Below are 19,962 nucleotides of genomic sequence, written 5' to 3' on the forward strand. Positions count from 1 at the left end.
GCAAGGGTGGCGGACGCACGATGCTGCGGCAAGCCGCGGCGCGCGTCCGCTTGGATTCGCCGGTTTCGACAGCGCGGCGGCGAATTCTGATCGGTTTCTCTGTACGGCTAGCGCGGCAGCTCGATGCGTTCCTGCTCGCCGGGCACCGTCGGCCAGTCGCGCGCGGCCCAGCGCTCGCGGGCACTGTCGATCAGCGCGGGGTCGCTGGCGACGAAATTCCAGTTCATCCGTCGCGGGCCGTCCAGCGCGTCGCCCCCGATGATTACCGCGTGGCAGTCGCCGCAGGCGGACAGGGTGAACGTCTCACCCTCGGGCAGCACCAGCAGTTCATGCAGCGGCAGTGGCTCGTCATCCAGCAGCGCTTCGCCTTCGATCAGGTATAGCGCGCGTTCGGGGTGTTCGTCAGGAATTGCCAGGGTCGCCCCGGCAGCGAGGTGCAGGTCGGCGTAGAGCGTCTTCGAACGCACCAGTACTGGCGACTCCAGGCAGAAGCCGGTACCGGCGATCATGCGGATGCGCACGCCCAGGCTGTCGCTTTCCGGCAGGCTGGCCGCGGCATGATGGCTGTAGCTCGGCTCGCAGCCTTCCAGCTCCCGTGGCAGCGCCAGCCAGACCTGCAGGCCATGCAGGCGCGAACCGCTGTGCAGCAGGTCGGCCGGGGTCCGCTCGACGTGGGCGACGCCGCGTCCGGCGGTCATCCAGCTGACGTCGCCGGGCAGCACGAGCTGGTCCGACCCCAGGCTGTCCTTGTGCTGTACCTGGCCCTCGAACAGGTAGGTGAGGGTGGACAGGCCGATGTGCGGATGCTGGCGGATGTCCATGCCGTGCTCCGGCGCGAAGCGGCTCTCGAGCATATGGTCGAAGAACACGAAGGGGCCGACGCTGCGGCGCTGGGCGGAGGGCAAAGGACGCAGGATGGGGACGCCCTCGACGTCTTCGGCGCGGGGGCGGATGGCTAGCAGGCGGTCGCTCATGATGGTGTCCAGTGGTGCGATCCACGCATGATAGACGCTCGCCGCCCGCCTGACCCGCGCGGCGTCAGGCTGTCATCAGGTTGTCACGACGACGTCATAGCCTCGCGCGGACCCCAACAAGGAGCGCGACATGTCCATTACCCGCCTGCCAGCCGTCCTGGCTCTCTCCCTGGCATCCGCCTTTGCTGCCTCGGCCTTTGCCGAAGTGCGCGTCAACGGCCCGGTGGAGTACGGCGTCTTCGTCAGCCACTACAAGGATTACCAGCCGGGCGAGCGCGTGCTGACCCGCAGCGAGCAGGAGATCGAGTCCACCACCCGCGTGCCGGCCAAGCTGGGCACCAAATTCGGTATGCGCTACCAGCTCAGCGGCAAGCAGGAAGGCGACACGCCTCTGACCCTGCTGTACTTCACCCCCGGCGTGGTGACCCCGGACGGCCAGCGCCACGACAAGTTCGAGGTGGTGCAGAAGCTGGTGGTGGGCGCGCCCACCGACGTGATGGCCTACCAGTTCACCGAGAACCACGAGGTGGTGCAGGGCCAGTGGCGGTTCATGGTGTTTCAGGGCGATCGCCTGCTGGCGGAAAAGACCTTCACCGTCGAGTAAGTCACGCGGTAAGAAAGGTCTTTACGAAAAGAGCCCGGCCCTGTGCCGGGCTTTTCTTTGTTTGCTGAAAGGCACGGATTACATCCTTTCCATTGGCAGAGGGGAAACAGTTTGTTACTTTGCCTGCACGATAGTCCCAACTCCCGGCGTGCAGACAGAAGAGGAGAGGGAGCCAAAGCGTCCGCAAGCGCTCTGGCAGGAGTGTTACTGCACGATGGCCCGGCTCGCCGGACGCCCTCGGCAGCCGAGAAACGAATAAGAACAGCGCTGGCCGCAATGGCCGGGGCGATAAATCTTGGCCATGGAGGTAATGCTGTCTATGAACAGTCGATTGGGTGCGCGCTCGTCCATTTTCTGGGCGCCACGGCGGGCGGGGGCGGTGATGGGACTCTTGCCGCTGCTGGTGGCGGGCTCGGCCCAGGCCCTGGAATTCAAGCTGGCCGAGAACGAGATCACCGGCTCGCTGGACAGCACGCTGTCCTACGGCGCCATGTGGCGCGTGCAGGGCCGCGAGAAGAGCAACATCACCGACATCAACGCCGACGACGGCAACCGCAACTTCGATACCGGCCTGGTTTCCCAGGTGTTCAAGCTCACCTCCGACCTCTCGGCCAAGTACCAGAACTACGGCCTGTTCATGCGTGGCACCGCGTACTACGACACGCAGATCATGGACAAGCGCAACGACTACTACGACACCACCAACGGCGTGGAGCGTCCCAGCCAGTCGTTCCCCCAGGACGATCACTTCACCGATGACACCCGCCACATCGCCGGACGCAAGGCCGAATTGCTCGATGCCTACCTGTCCGGCAGCTGGGACGTCGCCGAGCACCCGCTGACCGGCCGCGTCGGCCGCCAGGTGCTGAACTGGGGCGAGGGCGTGTTCTACCGGGGCGGCATCAACACCATCAACCCCGTGGACGCCGCGCGCTTCCACCTGCCGGGCTCGGAGCTTAAGGAAGTGCTGGTGCCGACCGAGGCCCTGAGCCTCAACTTCGGCCTGACCGACGACCTGTCCATGGAAGGCTTCTACCAGTGGAAGTGGAAGGAGACCCGCCTGGACTCGGTGGGCACCTACTTCTCCGACACCGACCTGTTCAGCGACGGCGGCAATACCGCCTACACCACCGAGGACAACCCGCTGATCAAGGAGCTGCTGGCCGGCTACCCGACCGTGGCGTCCCTCGGCCTGCTGGGCAACGGGCCGCACGGGCCGAACGCCTACCTGAACCCGAACACCGGCACCTTCAAGGTCGCCAACGTCGGCAAGGACATCGACGCCCGCGACAGCGGCCAGTTCGGCGTGGCCTTCCGCTACATCGCCGAGGAGTTGAATTCCACCGAATTCGGCTTCTACTTCGTCAACTACCACGCCAAGGAACCGCAGATCGCCGTGGACCTGCGCCGCTACCAGGGCGTCAACGTCGACGAGCTCAATGCCCTGCTCGGCCCGCTGGGCCTGGGTGAAGCGGTGCCCGGCCTGGCCACGCTGGACATGGCGAGCAACGCCGAAGCGCGTCGCGACTACGTCGAAGACATCCGCATGTACGGCTTCAGCTTCAATACCACCCTGGGCGATGCCTCGGTCTCCGGCGAGATCGCCTACCGGCCCAACATGCCCATCAGCATCTCCGCCACCGACGACATCCTCGGCGACCTGCTGACCCAGGGCGTGCTCGGCCAGACCAACCTGTTCGATGCCAACACGCCGGCCGGCCAGGCCTGCGCCCCGGTGGCGGGCAAGCAGCTGTGCCGCGGCGAACTGTTCGAAAACTACGAGCGCGCCGAGACGTACAACATCTCGCTGTCGACCATCTACAACTTCGGCCCGCACCTGTCCTTCGACTCCATGACCGGCGTGGCCGAGATCGCGTCCGAGCACATCCGCGGCAGCAGCCTGGAGTACACCGCCTGGGATGGCAGCAAGCGCAAGTTCGTCGGCGCCCAGGACAAGGCCTACGTCGGCGGCAACGGCGACGACGTGCAGATCAGCCGCGACAGCTACGGCTACACGCTGTTGCTCACCGGTAGCTGGAACGACGTCTACGCTGGCGTGAAGCTGTCGCCCTACGCGGTCTACCAGGAGGACTTCAGCGGCAACTCCGACCGCACCGGCAACTTCATCGAAGGGCGCAAGGCCTACACCCTCGGTATCGACGCCAGCTACCTGAACACCTTCGAGGTCGGCACCCAGTACACCAACTACTACGGCGCCGGCACCAGCAACTCCATGCGCGACCGCGACAACGTCTCGATCACCGCGAAATACTCGTTCTGATCCGGAGAGGACCATGTACAAGAAGAGTTCCCTGATCGTCCTGGCCACGCTGACGGCCCTCGCCGTCACCGATGCGCGTGCCGCCGTCCCGGCCGACCAGGCCAGCCAGCTCAAGAGCAGCCTGACGCCCATGGGCGCGGAGAAGGCCGGCAACACCGCCGGCAGCATTCCCGCCTGGACTGGCGGCCTGACCTCGGCGCCGGCCGGCTACAAGGGGCCGGGTGGGCACCATGTCGACCCGTTCGCCGGCGAGAAGCCGAAGTTCGTCATCACCAAGGCCAACCTCGACCAGTACAAGGCCAACCTCACGCCGGGGCAGATCGCACTGTTCAATGCCTACCCCGACACCTACCAGATGCCGGTCTACCCGACACACCGCACCGGTTCGGCGCCGCAATGGATCTACGACAACATCTACAAGAACGCCACCAGCGCCAAGCTCGTCGAAGGCGGCAACGGCTTCTCCGATGCCTACGGCGGCGTGCCGTTCCCGATTCCGCAGAGCGGCGTGGAGGCAGTGTGGAACCACATCGCCCGCTACCGCGGCACCTACATCGTGCGGCGCTCCTCCCAGGCTGGCGTCCAGCGCAACGGCGCCTACTCGCTGGTCACCTCCCAGGACGAGGCGCTGTTCCGCTTCTACGACCCCAAGGGCAGCTACGACAAGCTCGGCAACACGCTGTTCTACTACATGACCTTCACCACCGCGCCGGCGCGCCTGGCGGGTAACGGCGCCCTCGTGCAGGAGACCCTCGACCAGGTCAAGGAACCGCGCCAGGCCTGGGGCTACAACCCCGGCCAGCGCCGCGTGCGCCGCGCCCCGACCCTGGCCTACGACACGCCCATCGAAGATTCCGATGGCCTGCGCACCGCCGACGACACCGACATGTACAACGGCGCGCCCGACCGCTACGACTGGACCCTGGTGGGCAAGAAGGAAATCTACATTCCCTACAACAACTACCAGATCACCAGCCCGGAGGTTAAGTACAAGGACCTGCTCACCCCCGGCCACGTCAATCCCAAGTACACCCGCTACGAACTGCACCGCGTGTGGGTCGTGGACGGCAAGCTGAAGCCCGGCGCGCGGCACATCTACTCGCGCCGCACCCTGTACCTCGACGAGGACAGCTGGGGCGCCGCCGTGGTGGACCAGTACGACGGCCGTGGCGAACTGTGGCGCGTGTCGCTGGCCTACCTGAAGAGCTTCTACGAGCAACCGATGGTCTGGACCGCGCTGGACACCTTCCACGACCTCCAGGCGCACCGCTACAGCATCCAGTGGCTGGACAACGAAGAGCCCGGCACCGCTGACTTCAGCCAGCCGGCCCCGGACGAGTCCAACTTCAGCCCCTCGGCGCTGCGACGCAAGGCATCGCGCTGAGCACGTAAACGAAAAGGCCCCGCGAGGGGCCTTTTTCTTTTCCAGACACGCACGACGCCTGTAGTAGCGAGCTCGCTCGCGAACCGCATGGCACGGTGCCCCTCTGTATAAACGGGCTACGCCCGCTATCACGTGCATGGTGCGCTTCTGTGTGCGGGCGTTACGCGCAGGCACTTCCCGGTGCGAACCTATTCCGCCGCGATGGACTTCGCGGACAAGGTCCGCTCCTACACACCCGGACCCTGTAGGAGCGGGCCATGCCCGCGATCCGCCGGCACAGCCGGCGTATGTCGTGTCCCGGTAGGAGCGAGCTTGCTCGCGAACGGCCTGGCACGATGCCCCTATAAACGGACTCGCTCCAACGCCTCAGTCCACGTAGGAGCGGACCTTGTCCGCGAAACCCCTCCGCTTGCCGAGCCGTTTCAGGTACGTCCCCGGCCGCGCAATCCTGCTGCCCCTAGCAAATCCGCGGCAGTTGCTCGCCTGCCAGCCAGTCGACGATACGACGGCCGCCGAAGCGGGTCTTCATCTGCACGAAGCCATGGCTGTCCTCGATGACGCTGCCGATCCGCGCGGCCTGCGTGCCCAGGGGATGGGCGCGCATGGCCTGCAGCAGGGCGTCGGCGTCCTGCGCGGCGCAGATCGCCACCAGCTTGCCCTCGTTGGCGACGTACAGCGGGTCGAGGCCGAGCAATTCGCACGCGGCTTCCACCTGCGGCTGCACCGGGATGGCGGCTTCGTCGAGCAGCATGCCCACCCCGGATTGCCCGGCGATCTCGTTGAGCGTCGTGGCCAGCCCGCCGCGGGTGGGGTCGCGCAGTACGCGCACGCCCGGCACGGCGTCCAGCATCTGCGCCACGAGCCCGTGCAGGGCCGCGCTGTCGGAACGGATCTGCGTGTCGAATTCCAGGGACTCGCGTTGCGAAAGGATCGCCACGCCGTGCTCGCCGATGCTGCCGGACACCAGGATCGCATCGCCGGGCCGGGCGCGGTGGCCGCTGGTGTCGATGCCGGCCGCCACCACGCCCACGCCCGTGGTGCTGATGAACACGCCATCGCCCTTGCCACGCTCCACCACCTTGGTATCGCCGGTGACGATGGCGACGCCGGCCTCCTGCGCGGCGCGGCCCATGGAGTCGGCGATGCGCTTGAGGTCGGCCAGGGGGAAGCCCTCTTCGAGGATAAAGCTGGCCGACAGGTACAGCGGGCGCGCGCCGCCCATGGCGACGTCGTTCAGCGTGCCGTGCACCGAGAGGCTGCCGATGTCGCCACCGGGGAAGAACAGCGGCGAGATGACGTGGGCGTCGGTCGCCATCACCAGTCGCTCGCCCGCGCCGATCACCGGTGCCAGCGTCGCGCCATCGTTGCCCTGGCGCAGCCAGGGATTGTCGAAGGCGCGCAGGAAGATTTCCTCGATCAGTTGCGCCGAGGCGCGACCGCCGGAGCCGTGGGCCATCTCGATGCGGCCGTCGCGCAGGTTCAGCGGGCGCACGTAGCCGCGTTTGACGGGGGAGTTCATAGGTTGACGGCCTCGATGTCCTTGTAGCGCCCATAGGCGTAGTGCGCCGCGCAGGCGCCTTCGTTGGAAACCATGCACGAGCCGACCGGGTTTTCCGGCGTGCAGACGCTGCCGAACAGGCGGCAGTCGACGGGGCGCTTCTGCCCGCGCAGGATCGGCCCGCATTCGCAGGCCTTGTGGTCCGGCACCGACTGGTAGTGCAGGGCAAAGCGCGCCTCGGCGTCGTGCCGGGCGAAGGCCGGGCGGATACGCCGGGCACTCGCCGGCATCTCGCCCAGGCCACGCCACTCGAAGCAGTCGCGCAGCTCGAAAACCTCCTCCATCAGCGCCTGCATCGGCCGGCTGCCCTCGTCGCTGACGGCGCGGATGAACTCGTTCTGCACCTCGGCGCGGTCGTCATTGACCTGCTGCACCAGCATGAGGATGGCCTGCAGCACATCCAGCGGCTCGAAGCCGGCGATCACCACCGGCTTGCGGTAGCGCCGGGCGAATTCGGCATAGGCGCCCGCGCCGATGACGATGCTGACGTGGGCGGGGCCGACGAAGCCGTCCAGCGGCACCGCCTCGTCCTCCGGCGTGTCGAGGATGTGGGCAATGGCCGGCGGGGTGAGGACGTGGCAGCAGAGCACACTGAAGTTATCGACCTTGCGCCGCGCCGCCTCGCGGATCACCAGGGCGGTGGGCGGCGTGGTGGTTTCGAAGCCGACCGCTAAGAACACCACCTCGCGCCCGGGGTTGGCTTCGGCGATCTTCAGCGCGTCCTGGGGCGAATAGATCATGCGGATGTCCGCGCCCCGCGCCTTGGCGCGCAGCAGCGAGAGGCCGTCGGAGGCCGGCACGCGCATCGTGTCGCCATAGCTGCAGAGGATGACGCGCTGCTCCAGCGCCAGGCGGATGGCCAGGTCGATGCGCCCGATGGGCAACACGCAGACCGGGCAGCCAGGGCCGTGGATCATCCGCACGTTGGCCGGCAACAGGTCGCTCACGCCGTAACGGGAGATGGCGTGGGTATGCCCGCCGCAGAATTCCATGAAGCGGTACTCCCGCTCCGGTTGCGCCGCCGCGCGGATGCGTTCGGCGATCTGCCGGGCCAGTTCGCCGTCGCGGTATTCGTCGATGTACTTCATGGCTCCAGCCCCTGGGAGTGGCCCAGTTCGTTGAACATGGCGAGGGTGCGCTGCGCTTCGTCCGGGTCGATCAGGCCGAGGGCATAGCCCACGTGGACGATGACGTAGTCGCCCAGCTGCACGCCGTCGACCAGCGCCAGGGACACTTCCTTGCGGATGCCGTCGAGGTCGACCAGCGCCTGGTCGTTGTCGCGCAGTTCGACCACGCGGGCGGGAATGGCTAGGCACATGGGGGAATATCCTCCAGCGGCAGCGCCGCCTCACAGGCCGGGTCGGCCCACTGGGCGGCGACCCAGGCCTGGCCCAGGGCCAGGCCGGCATCGCCGCAGGAAACGCTTTGCGCGGCGAACACGCGGCGCCCCTGCTGCGACAGCAGGTCGCCCAAGCGCGCGCTGAGCAGGCGATTGGCAAAGCAGCCACCGCCCAGCAGCACGGGCAGCTCGGCAGGGTGCCGCGCCACCCAGTCGGCCAGCGCGGCGGCGAGGGTCAGGTGGAACAGAGCGGCGCCTTCATCGGCGCGGCCCTGGTCGGCCAGCTCGAACAGGCGGGCCAGCAACGGCAGCAGGTCCAGGCGCCCGTCCTGGCGCACTCGCCAGAGCCCGGCCGCGCTCGGCGCCGGGCGCTGGCTCAGGTAGTGAGTGGCGCGCTGTTCCAGGGCGATCGCCGCTTCGGCTTCGAAGGCCTGGCGCACGCTCAGCCCGAGGATGCCGGCGGCGGCATCGAACCAGCGCCCGGCGCCGCTGCTGGTCGGGCAGTTGAGCTGGCGTTCGAGCATGCGCGCCACGGTCGCCGCCGCGGGGGCGCCCACCAGCGGCGCCAGGCGCGGGCCGATCTCGTCGCTGCGGCCGAGCAGGTGCAGGGCCGCGGCCAGCAGACGCCACGGCTCGCGGGCCGCGACGTCGCCGCCGGGCAGCGGTAGCGGCAGCAATCCACCCAGGCGGCGCCAGGCGCCGTGGTCGACCCACAGCAGCTCGCCGCCCCAGGCGTTGCCGTCGGTGCCCAGGCCCACGCCGTCCAGTGCCAGGCCGAGGGCCGGCCCCGCTAGCGCATGTTCGGCCTGCAGGGCAGCGATGTGGGCGTGATGGTGTTGTACGCCCAGTGCCGGGACGCCCAGGCGCGCGGCGGTGTCGACCGCCAGCCGGGTGCTGTGGAAGTCGGGGTGGAGGTCGTGGGCGATGGCGCGCAAGGGTGCTTCGGCACGGGCGAGCAATCGCTCCAGTGAGCGCTCCAGCGCCAGGCAGGTGTCCGGATCGCCAAGGTCGCCGTGCACCGGCGACCAGATGACCTGTTCACCCTGCAGCAGGCAGGCGCTGTTCTTCAGCCAGGCGCCGCAGGCCAGCACGGGTGGCCATACGCGCGCGCCGGGCAGGGTCTGGATATTCAGCTCAGTCATGGCGGGCCTTGAGCTGGGCGAGCTCTGCTTCCAGGGCGGCGATGCGCGCGGCGCGGGCGTCGGCGCCGAGGGATTCGGCGCCCAGCAGCCAATCCAGCCAGGCCTGCATGCCGCTGCCATCGCGGGCGCTGAGCGGGATCACGCGCAGGCCGGGATTGACCCGGTGGGCGTATTCCAGGCACCGCTCGACGTCGAAGTCCAGGTGCGGCAGCAGGTCGGTCTTGGTCAACAGCATCAGCCCCGCGGCAGCGAACATGTCGGGGTACTTCAGCGGTTTGTCCTCGCCTTCGGTCACCGACAGGATCGCGACCTTGGCCGCTTCGCCCAGGTCCCACAGGGCTGGGCAGACCAGGTTGCCGACGTTTTCGATGAACAGGATGCCGGCCGGGGCGCGGGGCTTGAGCGGGCGCAGCGTACCGCCGCCCAGCACGCCGGCGGCGGGCGTCAGCAGCGGTGCGGCATGGCTGTGGCCATGGGCATGCACCGCCGCATGCAGCGGCAGGCGCGCATAGGCCTCGGCGACCATGCGCGCATCGAGGTGGCAGCCCTTGCCGGTGTTGACCTGGATCGCCGCGACGCCGGTTGCGCGGATGCGCTCGGCATCGTTGCTGGTTTGCTGGTCGCCTTCGATCACCGCCAGCGGCAGGTCCGGCCGCTGTGCGCGCAGGGCGTCCAGGGTGGCGCAGAGCAGGGTGGTCTTGCCTGAGCCGGGGCTGGAGACCAGGTTCAGCGCGAGCACCCGGTGGCTTTCGAAGCCCTGGCGGTTGCGCGCCGCATGGCGGTCGTTCTCGCCGAGGACGTCCTGCTCGATCTGGATGGTGCGCGACTGGCTGACACCGGGCAGGGATACCCCGGCCGTACCCCGGCCGTAGTGCAGGTCGCCGCCGGCATCGATCACCGCGTCGGTGCTGGATGTCGCATGTGGCGCGGGGTGCGGGTGGCTGTCATGGGAATGGCCGCTGGAGCAGCCGCAAACGACGCACATGGCGTTTCTCCTGTCGCGGGTTCAGTGATCCTCGACCTGCAGGTCGAGGATGCGCAATTGGGTGCCGGCATTGGGTTGCAGCCAGAAGCCGCCGCACTGCGGGCAGGGCGCGCCGCGCTGGATCAGCGGCACGTTGGCGGCGCAGTCCAGGCACCAGGCCTGGCCGTCGGGCTGTTCGATGTCGATTTGCGCGCCATCGAGCAGGCTGCCGGGTGCGATGGCTTGCAGGGCGAAACGCAGCGCCTCGACCTCGACGCCGGCCAGCTTGCCGGCCTCCAGGCGCAGGCGGCTGACGCGGCGGAACGGGTCCTTGCGCGCGGCGTCTTCGACGGCGGCAAGAATGCCCCCGGCCAGACTGACTTCATGCATGGCCCGGCGCTCCTGCAAGGTGGGTGGTTTGATCGGCAGGAGTGAGCATATAACTCTCCAGGTGGTAGGGCAGGCACGGGTCGAACACTGCCAGCAGCAACTCGGCCTGCCGCCGCGCCATGGCGTCGTCGGGCAGGGCTTCGAGGGCCCGTGCCAGCGTCCCGCGAGGATGCAGGTTCCACTCGGTAGGGGCCAGTATCCGGTAGTCACAGATTTGCCAACCGCTGGCGGCGGACTCGAGCTGTACCCGGTGCACCAACAGGCCGCGGGCGGTTTCGCTCCAGGCCAGCGCCTGGTGCTCGCCCAGGGGCAGCGCACCCATGGCCAGCGGCTCGGGCTGCGCCTGGCTGAGCTCGACGAGGTCCGCCAGCCGTGCGCCCAGGCGCAGCCAGGCGTTGTTGTAGCGCGTGGGATCGGCATCCCGCGCGCGGGTCCAGGCGCCGGTTTCCCGTGGCTCGCCGCCCAGGACGGGGTGGCGCAGGAAGTCTTCGTCGCCCCCCAGGTGCAGGCCGATTTCCCGCAGCGCGGCAGGGGCGCTCGGCAGGGCGTGCACCGGAAGGGCCAGCGCCTCGGCGCGCGTACGGCAGCCGTGCAGCAGGCGGGCCAGGGGATGGCGGCTGCGCACACTCCACTCCCGCAGCGCCTGGCACGGGTCGGCGCGCCAACGGCGCAGCCAGTCGTTGGCCGAACCTTCGAACCAGCTGTCGAGGTCCGCCGCCTGCCGTGGCGAGGGAAGCGCACGGCTGGACTGCGGGCCGCCCAGCAGGCGCGGCCACTCCAGCAGGATATGCCGTCGGTGTTCGCGAATGACTTCCTCGCGCAGGGCCTGCCGTGCCTGGTCATCCGGTTCGGCGCTGCCGTGGAGGGCGGCGCGCAGGGCCAGTTCGGCGGTCAGCCGATGGGCCTGGCCGCACAGGCTGTAGATCAGCGGCAGATGACGCGCGGCCGCGTCCGCCGGCTGCCCGCGCAGCAGGCGCCCGGCCAGCGCCGGGCGGCCGCCGAGCAGCGCCGGACGCTGCGCCGGCCGCACCCGCAGCGAGCCGGCCAGGCGTGACAGACCGTCGCCAGGATTCATGGGGAGATTCCCGCCAGGCGGCCGAACAGGTTGCGGCGGCTCGGGTTGGCCGGCTGTTCGGCCGGTGCCCGACGCAGCACGGCCAGCACCTGGCGAGCCGTGTCCCGCGCGCTTTGCGGGTCGCTGAACTCGAACATGGGCGAGAACAGCGAGCAGCTCTGGTAATGGCCGATTCGCTCATCGACGGCGGCGATGAAGCTCAAGCGCTCGCCTCCCAACGAGTATTCGCAGCTGGCGCCCTCGGCCGGGCCGCTGCGGATGTCGTCGGGCAGCCAGACCAGGTTCATGCACCAGGGCGTGACGAGGACGCCGAGCAACCCGCTGCCGGCTTCCGGCCCCAGGTGCTGGGGGGCGAAATCGATGGCCTCGACCTTGAGCACCGGGTTGAGCAGCGGCAGGCCGCGCATGCGCGTGTCGGCGATCTCGCGAAAGCGCTGCGCCAGGGCTTCGGCGCGGGCGAGCGGGTCAGTCATCGAGCACCATGAACTGTTCGGCCTCGCCATCGCAGTTGGGGCAGCGCCAGTGCGCGGGCAACCGGGCGAACGGCGTGCCCGGGGCGATCTGCCAGACCGGGTCGCCGGCGGCCGGGTCGTAGACCCACCAGCAGATCTTGCATTCCAGGCGGGCATCGTCCGGCAGTCGGCTGCGGTCGCCCAGGTAGCTGCCCTCGAAGCCGCCGCGTGCGTTCATTGGCCGGCCCCCGCGAGCTCGCTTTCGAACCAGTGGATGACGTCTTCGAAGCGCTCCAGCGAGTCGGCGATGTCTTCCGTCGCCGCCAGCACCACCTCGGGCAGGTCGGTGACCTCGATGGTGTCGAGGATCAGCGCGTCCTGGGAGTTGAAGTAGCGCACCCGCCAGCAGTTCGGCGCGCGGGTGTTGCTGATGCGGCAGTTGCCGTAGCCACGCGCCAGGATCAGCACGCTGCCTTCGCCCAGGCGCTGGTCGAGGAAGGGCACGTCCTGTTCGGAGAGCGGCAGCAGGCTGAGGTTGATGACATGGGCTGCGCAGCCGGGGCGCCAGTTGAGGGTGCGGTCCTGCAGTTCGGTGAGGATCGCCGGGGCGTTCATCACGCCGTCGGGCAGCGGCTGTGCGGGGCCGAACACATCGGCCGCCACGTCGCGCTGCGCCGCGCGGCGCAGCAGGGCCGGTGCGGCATCGACGTCGATGTAGTCATGCCCGGCGCCGAAGATTCGCCAGACGCCGGCGAAGATCGATTCCTGGATGCGTACGCCATCGGCACCGCCGATCCGCGCGCTGACCTCGCCTTCGCCCAGCAACTGGTCGAGCAGCACGCGGTCCGCCTGGCTGCAGGCGCGCAGGTCGAGGCCCGGCGGGGTGTCGCCGGCGTGCCGGCTGCGCAGCATGTGGAGGATTTCGCCCAGCGCCTGTCGCGCGCCCGGTGCGGCGTCCAGCGCCTGGGGTTCGGGCAGCTGCGGCGAGGCGTGGGTGTACATGCCCTGCGGCATGCTGATGTATTCCAGGGTGGCGTCGTCCTCCGGCTGCGAGCCGGGGCCGATGTCCATCAGCGGAATGTACTGCAGGGGATCCATGGGGCGGGTTCCGTTCACTGGCAACCTCCGGGCGCGGGTTGTGCGGGTTCGCTGCGCAGGGGAATCAGCGCGTTGCTCTGTTGCAGGGCGCTCTCGGCCAGGTGCAGGTAAGCGTCCCAGTCGCGCATGCCGTCGATCTGGGTGACGTAGCCGCCGTCGCGCAGCCAGATGATGCTGGGCCAGCGGCGCAGGGCGAAGCGTTCGGCCAGGGCGGCTTCGTCGGCGCGGCGGCCGACGCCCAGGCGCGGGTGGCACTGGTGGCGGGCAGCGAGGGTCTTGCACAGCTCGGGCAGTATTACCGCCACGTCGAGGCATTCGGGGTGGCGCACCGGGTCGCCGCAGAGCAGCAGCAGGGCTTCGCCGGGCTGGGCCAGCCAGGCGTCGAGGTTATCCAGGCCCACCCAACTGGCGGCGAATTGCTCGACCAGGCGGTTGATCAGCGGCGGTACGTCGGGAGTGGCAGGCAGCGGTGCCAGGAAGGCGGCGGGCTCGCTCATAGGGGCTCCTTGGAATGTGGTTGGCCGAGCAGGCTTGCCAGGTGCTCGGCGCTCATGGCCGAGGGCAGGGCGAAGGCGGCCTGGCCATCGGCGGATTCGCCCTGCAGCGCGGCGTCGAGCAGGGCGAGGGTGGCGTCGATTTCCGCCGCGCGCTCGGCCGACAGGTGCTCGCGGGCGGCGTCGAGGAACACCAGCAACCAGTCACCCGGGGCGCAGCTGTCCACCAGGGCGGTATCGATCCAGCGTTGCTCGCCGTGGCGGTCGCGGCACAGCGCCGCGCCGGGGCGCACGGCGAGAACGTGCAGGGGCAGGCCGATGCACATGTCAGCCGCGCCGCGCCAGCACGCGCTCGTCACCCAGGCGGCAGGCCTCCTGCTCGCTGGGGCGTTCGCTTTCGTAGCGCTGCAGGTCCAGGTTGAGCATGGTCACGGCTTCGTCCTCGGGCAGTGGCGTGGTGCGCGCCCGCGGCGCGCCGCCCCATTCCTCCAGTACCTGCCGGGCGGCGTCGACAGTCAGCTCCAGAGCCGCCTTCACGCTGGGGCGCAGGCTGCCGCCGTAGTCGTCCATGCGCTCGGGCTGGCAGCCCATCAGCAGCACCCGTTGCGGGTAGTGGCCGGTGAGCTGGGCCAGCATCAGCACTTCCTGGAAGCCGGTCTGGTGCAGGCTGAGCTTCTTCACCCCCAGAAAGCGCGGCACCTCGTCATCGGCGACGAACTTCAGGGTGCCGGGCGCCATGTTGTAGTCCACCGCGTCGAAGATCAGCAGGTAGTCGGCCTGCTGCACGTGCTGGATCAGGTACAGGCCCTGGGTGCCGCCATCGATCAGGGTGACGTTGTCGGCGAACTCGTAGCGCTGCTGCAGCGCCTCGACGCAGCGCACGCCGAAGCCTTCGTCGGCCCACAGCAGGTTGCCGATGCCGAGCACGGTGATGCGCGGCGCGGGGGAGGGGGCGGTTGCGGTCATTTCTTCAGGCTCTTGTAGCCGGTGATGATGCTGCCGATCAGGTTCAGGCGGCCGTAGATTTCCTCGCGCACGGCGGCATAGATGTGCGCCACGATGAAGATGATCATCAGCCACATGCCCAGGTGGTGCAGGGTGCGCACGTTGTTCGAGCCGCCGAGCAACGGCAGGACCCAGCCGAACAGGCTTTCCTGCCAGGAGCCCATCTGCGCGCCCTCGCCATACAGGGCGAAGCCGGTGAACAGCATGAACAGCGCGGTGAGCAGGAAGACGAAGACCATGGCGAAGCGCGACAGCGGGTTGTGCCCGAAGATCGGCTTCGGCACCGGGCCCATCGCCAGGTAATAGCGCAACCAGACGCCGAAATTGCGCCAGTAGGCCGCGCTGGTGAGCGGCACCCAGAACAGCTCGCGGGCGTGGTGGTTGCCGACCAGCACCCAGTAGGCCCGGCCGACGATGCCGACGGCGAACAGGTAGGCCGCGGCGAAATGGGCGAAGCGGATATAGCCCATCAGGAAGTTGGCGCTGGCTTCGCCAGGCTGGGTCGGCAGCGGCGAGCCGATGAAATAGCCGCTCACCGCCAACACCACGATGCACGCGGCGTTGATCCAGTGCCATAGGCGCACGGGCGCCTCGTAGACGTATTCGCTGTGATGCTCGGACATGTCGTCACCTCAAGTGCGCCGGGCGCGCGCAGGCGCCCGGCGGCTGGCTGGTGGGTGGCTCAACGCACGGTGACCGTGCTCAGCTCGACGCCTTCCTCGCTCATCACGTGGGTCGCGCAGGCCATGCAGGGGTCGAAGGAGTGAAGCGTGCGAAGGATTTCCACCGGCTGGTCGGCCACCGCGACCGGGGTGTTCATCAGCGCGGCTTCGAAGGCGCCGATCTGCCCCTTGCCGTCGCGCGGGCTGCTGTTCCAGGTGCTGGGCACCACGCACTGGTAGTTCTCGATGCGCCCATCCTTGATGCGGATCCAGTGGCCGAGCGCACCGCGCGGCGCGGCGACGCTGCCCACGCCCTTGGCCTCGGCGGGCCAGGTTTTCGGGTCCCATTTCTCGACGTTGGCGGTGGTGCGGTCACCGTTGCGGATGTTGCCCATCAGCTCGTTCCAGTCGTCGACCATCATCTCCGCGCAGTACTCGGCTTCCAGCGCGCGGGCCAGGGTGCGGCCGATGGTGCTGGGCAGCAGTTGCTTGGCGCTGTAGTCGGTTTCGCTCAGGCCCAGGGCGCGGGGCAGGTCGTGGTTGACCGCCTGCAGCGAGCTTTCCAGCTGCTCCTTGACCCGCTGGCAATGCGGGTTGCCCTTGAGGGCGTGGGCATAGCCGAGGATGTAGCGGGCGAGCGGGCCGACCTCCATGGCGTGACCGCGCCAGCGCGGCGACTTGACCCAGGAGTACTTGGCGCTCTCGTCGATTTCCTCGATGGCGGTGCGGGTGCCCTTGGTCGCCGCCCCCAGCTCGTAATGCGGGTCGGTGACGCCGTCCCAGGGGTGCAGGCCCTTGTCGTTGTCCGGGTACTGGTACCAGGAGTGGTTGACGAATTCCTGCACCTGCTCCGGGTCGCGCAGGTCCACCGGCAGGATCTCGTCCCAGTTGCCATTGAGGATCGCGCCGCCGGGCAACTGGTTGGTGCTGTCGTCGTAATTGACCTTGGCGTAGGTGCCGTAGTCCATCACGTTGCTCGCCGCCAGGCCGCCGCCGAACAGCCAGCCCTGCTGCTTGTACAGGGTGCCGATGGCCAGTACGTCCGGCACGTAGACGTTGCGCACGAACTCCAGCGCCTCGTCGATGCGCGCGCGCACGAAGTTCAGGCGCTCCATGTTCAACGGCGCGCCGGCGGCGAGGTCGCCGTCGATGTTGATGGCGCAGGGTACGCCGCCCACCAGGTAGTTGGGGTGGGGGTTCTTGCCGCCGAAGATGGTGTGGATCTTCACCCATTCCTTCTGCAGGTCCAGCGCTTCCAGATAGTGGGTGACGGCCATCAGGTTGGCTTCGGGCGGCAACTTGTACGCCGGGTTGCCCCAGTAGCCGTTCATGAAGGGGCCGAGCTGGCCGCTTTCGACGAACTTCTTCAGGCGGTTCTGCACGTCGCGGAAATAACCCGGCGACGACTTCGGATTCGACGGCGAAACCAGTTGCTGCAGCGCCGAGGTGGCCTTCGGGTCGGCCTTGAGCGCGGAGACCACGTCCACCCAGTCCAGCGCATGCAGGTGGTAGAAGTGCACGACGTGGTCGTGCACCTGCAGGGTCTTGGCCATCATTTCGCGGATCAGGTGGGCGTTGGGCGGAATGCGGATGCCCAGCGCATCCTCCACCGCGCGGACCGAGGCCAGGGCGTGGCAGCCGGTGCACACCCCGCAGATGCGCTCGACGAAGGCCCAGGCATCGCGCGGGTCGCGGCCCCTGAGGATGACTTCGAGGCCGCGCCACATGGTGCCGGTGGAGACGGCGTTGCGGATCACGTTGTTGGCATCGAGGTTGACCTCGACGCGCAGGTGGCCCTCGATGCGGGTCACCGGGTCGACGACGATGCGCCGGCCGCTGTTGTCCAGGTCGAAACCCTGGGTGGAATAATTGCTCATGAATCAGGCTTCCTGTACTGCGCTCAGGCGTCGTGCGTGGAGGTGTGCGCCTTGCCATTGCTGGCGCGCTTGATGGCGGAGACCGCGGCGTGGGCGGCGATGGCCGCGCCCACCGTACCGGCGGCGGCGAGGCCGATGCGGTCGGCGTTGGCTTCCACGCCGAAGGCGTTGATGTCGGTCAGGTGCTGGTAGAACGAGCCCTTGTCCCAGAAGCCTTCTTCCGAGCAGCCGATGCAGCCGTGGCCGGACTGGATGGGGAAGCTGGTACCGCCGTTCCAGCGCACGGTCGAGCAGGCGTTATAGGTGGTCGGGCCCTTGCAGCCGACCTTGTACAGGCAGTAGCCCTTGCGCGCGGCGTCGTCGTCCCAGGCCTCGACGAACTGGCCGGCGTCGAAGTTCGGCCGGCGATAGCATTTGTCGTGGATGCGCTGGCTGTAGAACATCTTCGGCCGGCCCTGGCGGTCCAGCTCCGGGATGCGGTCGAAGGTCAGCATGTAGGTGATCACGCCGGTCATCACCTCGGCGATGGGCGGGCAGCCGGGCACCTTGATGATCGGCTTGTCGGTGATGACCTTGTGGATCGGCACCGCCTGGGTCGGGTTCGGCTTGGCCGCCTGCACGCAGCCCCAGCTGGCGCAGGAGCCCCAGGAGATGATCGCCTTGGCGTCGCGGGACACGCGCTTGAGCTGCTCGACGAAGGGCTTGCCGCCGATGATGCAGCTCATGCCGTCCTGGTTCAGCGGCGGGTTGCCTTCCACGGCGAGGATGTAGTTGCCCTTGTACTTGGTCATCACCTCGTCGAGGATCGCCTCGGCCTGGTGCCCGGCCGACGCCATCAGGGTGTCGTCGTAGTCGAGGGATATCATCGACAGCACCACGTCCTTGGCCAGCGGGTGCGCGGAACGGATGAAGGATTCCGAGCAGCAGGTGCATTCCAGGCCATGCAGCCAGAGCACCGGCGTGCGCGGCTTGTTCTCCATGGCCCAGGCGATCTTCGGCATGAAGGCCGGGCCCAGGCCCAGCGACGTGGCGGTCAGCGAGCAGAATTTGATGAAGCTGCGCCGCGAGATGCCCTGCCTGCGCATTACTTCATAGAAGGTTTCGGTCACGTGGTTTCTCCTCGGCCAGGCTCTTTTTGCTCTTGGGAATGGCGCGCGCCGGCGCTTCTGGCGCGGCGCACGAAACGGCCACGTACGCACCGGTGGGTCGGCGTGGCGGTGGAATCACGGGTGGACAGGTCAGCCAGCGCTCGGGGGTGGCGGTGGTCTGCGAGGTGCGATGGGGTAGGGCGATCGAATGACATACCCGGCCATTTCAAAAGCTGTGCCATTCGGTCGCATGTCGGGCCATGACCTTTCCCCTGGTCGAAAGGCCCGTGCGGCAAGGGTTTGCGGCGGCCGGTGGGTGTGCTCCGCCGCTGCTGCGGGCAGCGGCTGGTCAGTGCGCTTTCGCTTTGGTGGCTTGGGTGGAAATGTTCTGTTCAGTGCTCAGGCCGCGGTGAGGTCCAGTCGGTCATAGCCCTTGTAGCGATAGAACGCCCAGGACAGCAGCCAGGTGGCCACGAACAGGCCGACGATCAGGTAGCCGAGCAGGCCGAACTGCTCGTTCACCTCGGCGATGAAATCCCACGCGCCGCCTTCCAGCCCCAGTTGTCCGGCCAGCAGGTTGAGCGCCTCCAGGCCGCCGACCAGCAGCGCCACCAGCACCGAGGCCGAGGTGATGGTGAGGTTGTAGTAGAGCTTGCGCGCCGGGCGCACCTGGGCCCAGCGATAGGCGCCGGTCATCAGCACGCTGTCGGCGCTGTCGACCAGCGCCATGCCGGCGGTGAACAGCGCCGGGAAAACCAGGATCGACACTATCGGCAGGTTCTGCGCCGCCTGGCTCGCGGCGATGCCGAGCAGGCCGATTTCCGTGGCGGTGTCGAAGCCCAGGCCGAACAGGAACCCCAGCGGATAGAGGTGCCAACTGCAGCGGATCAGCCCGAACAGCGGCCGCGCCAGGCGGGCGATCGGGCCGCTGCCGGCGAGCAGGCCCTGCAGCTCGGCTTCGCCCACCCGCTCGCCCTGGCGCACGCGGCGAAACGCGCGGTAGACCGAGCGCAGGATCACCAGGTTGATCAGCGCCACCAGCAGCAGGAAGGCCGCCGACACCGAAGTGCCGATGAGGGCGCCGATGCCGTGGAAGGCTTCCAGTTCCCCTTGCAGGCTGGCGGCGCTCGCGGCGATCAGCAGCGAGGCGAGGATCACCACGCTGCTGTGGCCGAGGGAGAAGTACAAGCCGACGCTGTGCGTGGCCTGGCCCTCCTGGATCAGCTTGCGCGTGGCGTTGTCGATGGCGGCGATATGGTCGGCGTCCACCGCGTGGCGCAGGCCGAAACTGTAGGCCAGTACCGCGGTGCCGAGCAGCATCGGGTAGTCGCGGAAGGCGATCAGCGCCCACGCCCAGGCGAGGAGGTTGACGGTGATCAGGCCGGCGAACAGGGTGAGGGTGGAGCGGGGCGAGGCCGGGCGCGGCATGGGGTCTCCAGCGGTCTGGTATGAAGAAACGAAAAAACCTCATACAAGCGCTGTGCCAAGCCGTCCGGGGCGTCTGCCGGGGGGATTCGGCGGGTGAACTGGTCAGCCGCTTGGCAGTTCGTAGTGCGCAATGGAAAGCCGGTTTGC

The 19,962-nt window shown here is 68.3% G+C and carries 21 protein-coding genes; 3 read left to right on the forward strand and 18 right to left on the reverse strand.

Features of this window, described 5'->3' with window-relative positions:
* Positions 1-107: 107 nt before the first annotated feature.
* Positions 108-974, reverse strand: a complete 867-nt coding sequence (locus ACNFIA_RS15350) for a pirin family protein (protein ID WP_416786245.1) — start codon at positions 972-974, stop codon at positions 108-110.
* Positions 975-1,104: 130 nt separating this feature from the next.
* Between ACNFIA_RS15350 and ACNFIA_RS15355 the strand changes: the two genes are divergently transcribed.
* The 3 genes from ACNFIA_RS15355 (at position 1,105) to ACNFIA_RS15365 (ending at position 5,243) form a co-directional block, all read left to right on the forward strand.
* The gene (locus tag ACNFIA_RS15355) at positions 1,105-1,578 is read left to right on the forward strand and encodes a DUF3859 domain-containing protein (RefSeq protein ID WP_416786248.1); all 474 of its coding nucleotides are present in this window, start codon (positions 1,105-1,107) and stop codon (positions 1,576-1,578) included.
* A 319-nt stretch (positions 1,579-1,897) separates the two neighbouring features.
* Positions 1,898-3,859: a DUF1302 domain-containing protein gene (locus ACNFIA_RS15360; RefSeq protein WP_416786250.1), complete on the forward strand. Its 1,962-nt coding sequence runs from the start codon at positions 1,898-1,900 to the stop codon at positions 3,857-3,859.
* A 13-nt stretch (positions 3,860-3,872) separates the two neighbouring features.
* The gene (locus ACNFIA_RS15365) at positions 3,873-5,243 is read left to right on the forward strand and encodes a DUF1329 domain-containing protein (RefSeq protein ID WP_416786252.1); all 1,371 of its coding nucleotides are present in this window, start codon (positions 3,873-3,875) and stop codon (positions 5,241-5,243) included.
* 457 nt (positions 5,244-5,700) lie between these two features.
* Here ACNFIA_RS15365 and hypE read toward each other — a convergent pair whose 3' ends face one another.
* The 17 genes from hypE to ACNFIA_RS15450 form a co-directional block, all read right to left on the reverse strand.
* Positions 5,701-6,735: a hydrogenase expression/formation protein HypE gene (hypE, locus tag ACNFIA_RS15370; protein WP_416786709.1), complete on the reverse strand. Its 1,035-nt coding sequence runs from the start codon at positions 6,733-6,735 to the stop codon at positions 5,701-5,703.
* Between the two features lie 23 nt (positions 6,736-6,758).
* Entirely contained in the window at positions 6,759-7,889 is a 1,131-nt protein-coding gene (hypD, locus tag ACNFIA_RS15375; protein ID WP_416786254.1) for a hydrogenase formation protein HypD, read from the reverse strand.
* Positions 7,886-8,119, reverse strand: a complete 234-nt coding sequence (locus tag ACNFIA_RS15380; protein WP_416786257.1) for a HypC/HybG/HupF family hydrogenase formation chaperone — start codon at positions 8,117-8,119, stop codon at positions 7,886-7,888. The genes hypD and ACNFIA_RS15380 overlap by 4 nt, the downstream gene beginning before the upstream one ends.
* Positions 8,110-9,282: a carbamoyltransferase HypF gene (locus tag ACNFIA_RS15385; protein WP_416786260.1), complete on the reverse strand. Its 1,173-nt coding sequence runs from the start codon at positions 9,280-9,282 to the stop codon at positions 8,110-8,112. The genes ACNFIA_RS15380 and ACNFIA_RS15385 overlap by 10 nt, the downstream gene beginning before the upstream one ends.
* A complete protein-coding gene (gene hypB / locus ACNFIA_RS15390) occupies positions 9,275-10,267 on the reverse strand; it encodes a hydrogenase nickel incorporation protein HypB (RefSeq protein WP_416786262.1) in 993 nt (330 codons plus the stop codon). The genes ACNFIA_RS15385 and hypB overlap by 8 nt, the downstream gene beginning before the upstream one ends.
* A gap of 21 nt (positions 10,268-10,288) precedes the next feature.
* On the reverse strand, positions 10,289-10,636 hold the full coding sequence (locus ACNFIA_RS15395) for a hydrogenase maturation nickel metallochaperone HypA (protein ID WP_416786264.1): 348 nt from the start codon (positions 10,634-10,636) through the stop codon (positions 10,289-10,291).
* Positions 10,629-11,711: a HoxV gene (locus ACNFIA_RS15400; RefSeq protein ID WP_416786266.1), complete on the reverse strand. Its 1,083-nt coding sequence runs from the start codon at positions 11,709-11,711 to the stop codon at positions 10,629-10,631. The genes ACNFIA_RS15395 and ACNFIA_RS15400 overlap by 8 nt, the downstream gene beginning before the upstream one ends.
* Positions 11,708-12,184: a [NiFe]-hydrogenase assembly chaperone HybE gene (gene hybE / locus ACNFIA_RS15405; protein ID WP_416786269.1), complete on the reverse strand. Its 477-nt coding sequence runs from the start codon at positions 12,182-12,184 to the stop codon at positions 11,708-11,710. The genes ACNFIA_RS15400 and hybE overlap by 4 nt, the downstream gene beginning before the upstream one ends.
* On the reverse strand, positions 12,177-12,401 hold the full coding sequence (locus ACNFIA_RS15410) for a rubredoxin (RefSeq protein WP_416786271.1): 225 nt from the start codon (positions 12,399-12,401) through the stop codon (positions 12,177-12,179). The genes hybE and ACNFIA_RS15410 overlap by 8 nt, the downstream gene beginning before the upstream one ends.
* The gene (locus ACNFIA_RS15415) at positions 12,398-13,261 is read right to left on the reverse strand and encodes a hydrogenase expression/formation protein (protein WP_416786275.1); all 864 of its coding nucleotides are present in this window, start codon (positions 13,259-13,261) and stop codon (positions 12,398-12,400) included. The genes ACNFIA_RS15410 and ACNFIA_RS15415 overlap by 4 nt, the downstream gene beginning before the upstream one ends.
* 14 nt (positions 13,262-13,275) lie before the next feature.
* Complete coding sequence (locus ACNFIA_RS15420) at positions 13,276-13,758, reverse strand: hydrogenase (protein WP_416786277.1); 483 nt, start codon at positions 13,756-13,758, stop codon at positions 13,276-13,278.
* A complete protein-coding gene (gene hypC / locus ACNFIA_RS15425) occupies positions 13,755-14,081 on the reverse strand; it encodes a HypC/HybG/HupF family hydrogenase formation chaperone (RefSeq protein ID WP_416786279.1) in 327 nt (108 codons plus the stop codon). Before hypC ends, ACNFIA_RS15420 begins: the two co-directional genes overlap by 4 nt.
* 1 nt (position 14,082) lies before the next feature.
* Positions 14,083-14,721 carry a HyaD/HybD family hydrogenase maturation endopeptidase gene (locus ACNFIA_RS15430; RefSeq protein WP_416786281.1) on the reverse strand — a complete coding sequence of 213 codons (639 nt, stop codon included), beginning with the start codon at positions 14,719-14,721 and terminating at the stop codon, positions 14,083-14,085.
* Positions 14,718-15,383, reverse strand: a complete 666-nt coding sequence (gene cybH, locus ACNFIA_RS15435) for a Ni/Fe-hydrogenase, b-type cytochrome subunit (RefSeq protein WP_416786283.1) — start codon at positions 15,381-15,383, stop codon at positions 14,718-14,720. The genes ACNFIA_RS15430 and cybH overlap by 4 nt, the downstream gene beginning before the upstream one ends.
* A 59-nt stretch (positions 15,384-15,442) precedes the next feature.
* Entirely contained in the window at positions 15,443-17,299 is a 1,857-nt protein-coding gene (locus tag ACNFIA_RS15440) for a nickel-dependent hydrogenase large subunit (protein ID WP_416786286.1), read from the reverse strand.
* Positions 17,300-17,322: 23 nt separating this feature from the next.
* Positions 17,323-18,408: a hydrogenase small subunit gene (locus ACNFIA_RS15445; RefSeq protein ID WP_416786288.1), complete on the reverse strand. Its 1,086-nt coding sequence runs from the start codon at positions 18,406-18,408 to the stop codon at positions 17,323-17,325.
* 378 nt (positions 18,409-18,786) lie between these two features.
* On the reverse strand, positions 18,787-19,815 hold the full coding sequence (locus tag ACNFIA_RS15450; RefSeq protein ID WP_416786291.1) for a HoxN/HupN/NixA family nickel/cobalt transporter: 1,029 nt from the start codon (positions 19,813-19,815) through the stop codon (positions 18,787-18,789).
* Positions 19,816-19,962: the final 147 nt, after the last annotated feature.

The sequence above is a fragment of the Pseudomonas sp. NY15437 genome (assembly GCF_048068435.1).
GTDB classification, from domain to species: domain Bacteria; phylum Pseudomonadota; class Gammaproteobacteria; order Pseudomonadales; family Pseudomonadaceae; genus Pseudomonas; species Pseudomonas nitroreducens_B.

What these genes read in the sequence shown, in the direction of transcription:
- ACNFIA_RS15350 (WP_416786245.1), bottom strand. Translation starts at nt 974, where the DNA reads ATGAGCGACCGCCTGCTAGCCATCCGCCCCCGCGCCGAAGACGTCGAG.
- ACNFIA_RS15355 (WP_416786248.1), top strand. Translation starts at nt 1,105, where the DNA reads ATGTCCATTACCCGCCTGCCAGCCGTCCTGGCTCTCTCCCTGGCATCC.
- ACNFIA_RS15360 (WP_416786250.1), top strand. Translation starts at nt 1,898, where the DNA reads ATGAACAGTCGATTGGGTGCGCGCTCGTCCATTTTCTGGGCGCCACGG.
- ACNFIA_RS15365 (WP_416786252.1), top strand. Translation starts at nt 3,873, where the DNA reads ATGTACAAGAAGAGTTCCCTGATCGTCCTGGCCACGCTGACGGCCCTC.
- hypD (WP_416786254.1), bottom strand. Translation starts at nt 7,889, where the DNA reads ATGAAGTACATCGACGAATACCGCGACGGCGAACTGGCCCGGCAGATC.
- ACNFIA_RS15380 (WP_416786257.1), bottom strand. Translation starts at nt 8,119, where the DNA reads ATGTGCCTAGCCATTCCCGCCCGCGTGGTCGAACTGCGCGACAACGAC.
- ACNFIA_RS15385 (WP_416786260.1), bottom strand. Translation starts at nt 9,282, where the DNA reads ATGACTGAGCTGAATATCCAGACCCTGCCCGGCGCGCGCGTATGGCCA.
- hypB (WP_416786262.1), bottom strand. Translation starts at nt 10,267, where the DNA reads ATGTGCGTCGTTTGCGGCTGCTCCAGCGGCCATTCCCATGACAGCCAC.
- ACNFIA_RS15395 (WP_416786264.1), bottom strand. Translation starts at nt 10,636, where the DNA reads ATGCATGAAGTCAGTCTGGCCGGGGGCATTCTTGCCGCCGTCGAAGAC.
- ACNFIA_RS15400 (WP_416786266.1), bottom strand. Translation starts at nt 11,711, where the DNA reads ATGAATCCTGGCGACGGTCTGTCACGCCTGGCCGGCTCGCTGCGGGTG.
- hybE (WP_416786269.1), bottom strand. Translation starts at nt 12,184, where the DNA reads ATGACTGACCCGCTCGCCCGCGCCGAAGCCCTGGCGCAGCGCTTTCGC.
- ACNFIA_RS15410 (WP_416786271.1), bottom strand. Translation starts at nt 12,401, where the DNA reads ATGAACGCACGCGGCGGCTTCGAGGGCAGCTACCTGGGCGACCGCAGC.
- ACNFIA_RS15415 (WP_416786275.1), bottom strand. Translation starts at nt 13,261, where the DNA reads ATGGATCCCCTGCAGTACATTCCGCTGATGGACATCGGCCCCGGCTCG.
- ACNFIA_RS15420 (WP_416786277.1), bottom strand. Translation starts at nt 13,758, where the DNA reads ATGAGCGAGCCCGCCGCCTTCCTGGCACCGCTGCCTGCCACTCCCGAC.
- hypC (WP_416786279.1), bottom strand. Translation starts at nt 14,081, where the DNA reads ATGTGCATCGGCCTGCCCCTGCACGTTCTCGCCGTGCGCCCCGGCGCG.
- ACNFIA_RS15430 (WP_416786281.1), bottom strand. Translation starts at nt 14,721, where the DNA reads ATGACCGCAACCGCCCCCTCCCCCGCGCCGCGCATCACCGTGCTCGGC.
- cybH (WP_416786283.1), bottom strand. Translation starts at nt 15,383, where the DNA reads ATGTCCGAGCATCACAGCGAATACGTCTACGAGGCGCCCGTGCGCCTA.
- ACNFIA_RS15440 (WP_416786286.1), bottom strand. Translation starts at nt 17,299, where the DNA reads ATGAGCAATTATTCCACCCAGGGTTTCGACCTGGACAACAGCGGCCGG.
- ACNFIA_RS15450 (WP_416786291.1), bottom strand. Translation starts at nt 19,815, where the DNA reads ATGCCGCGCCCGGCCTCGCCCCGCTCCACCCTCACCCTGTTCGCCGGC.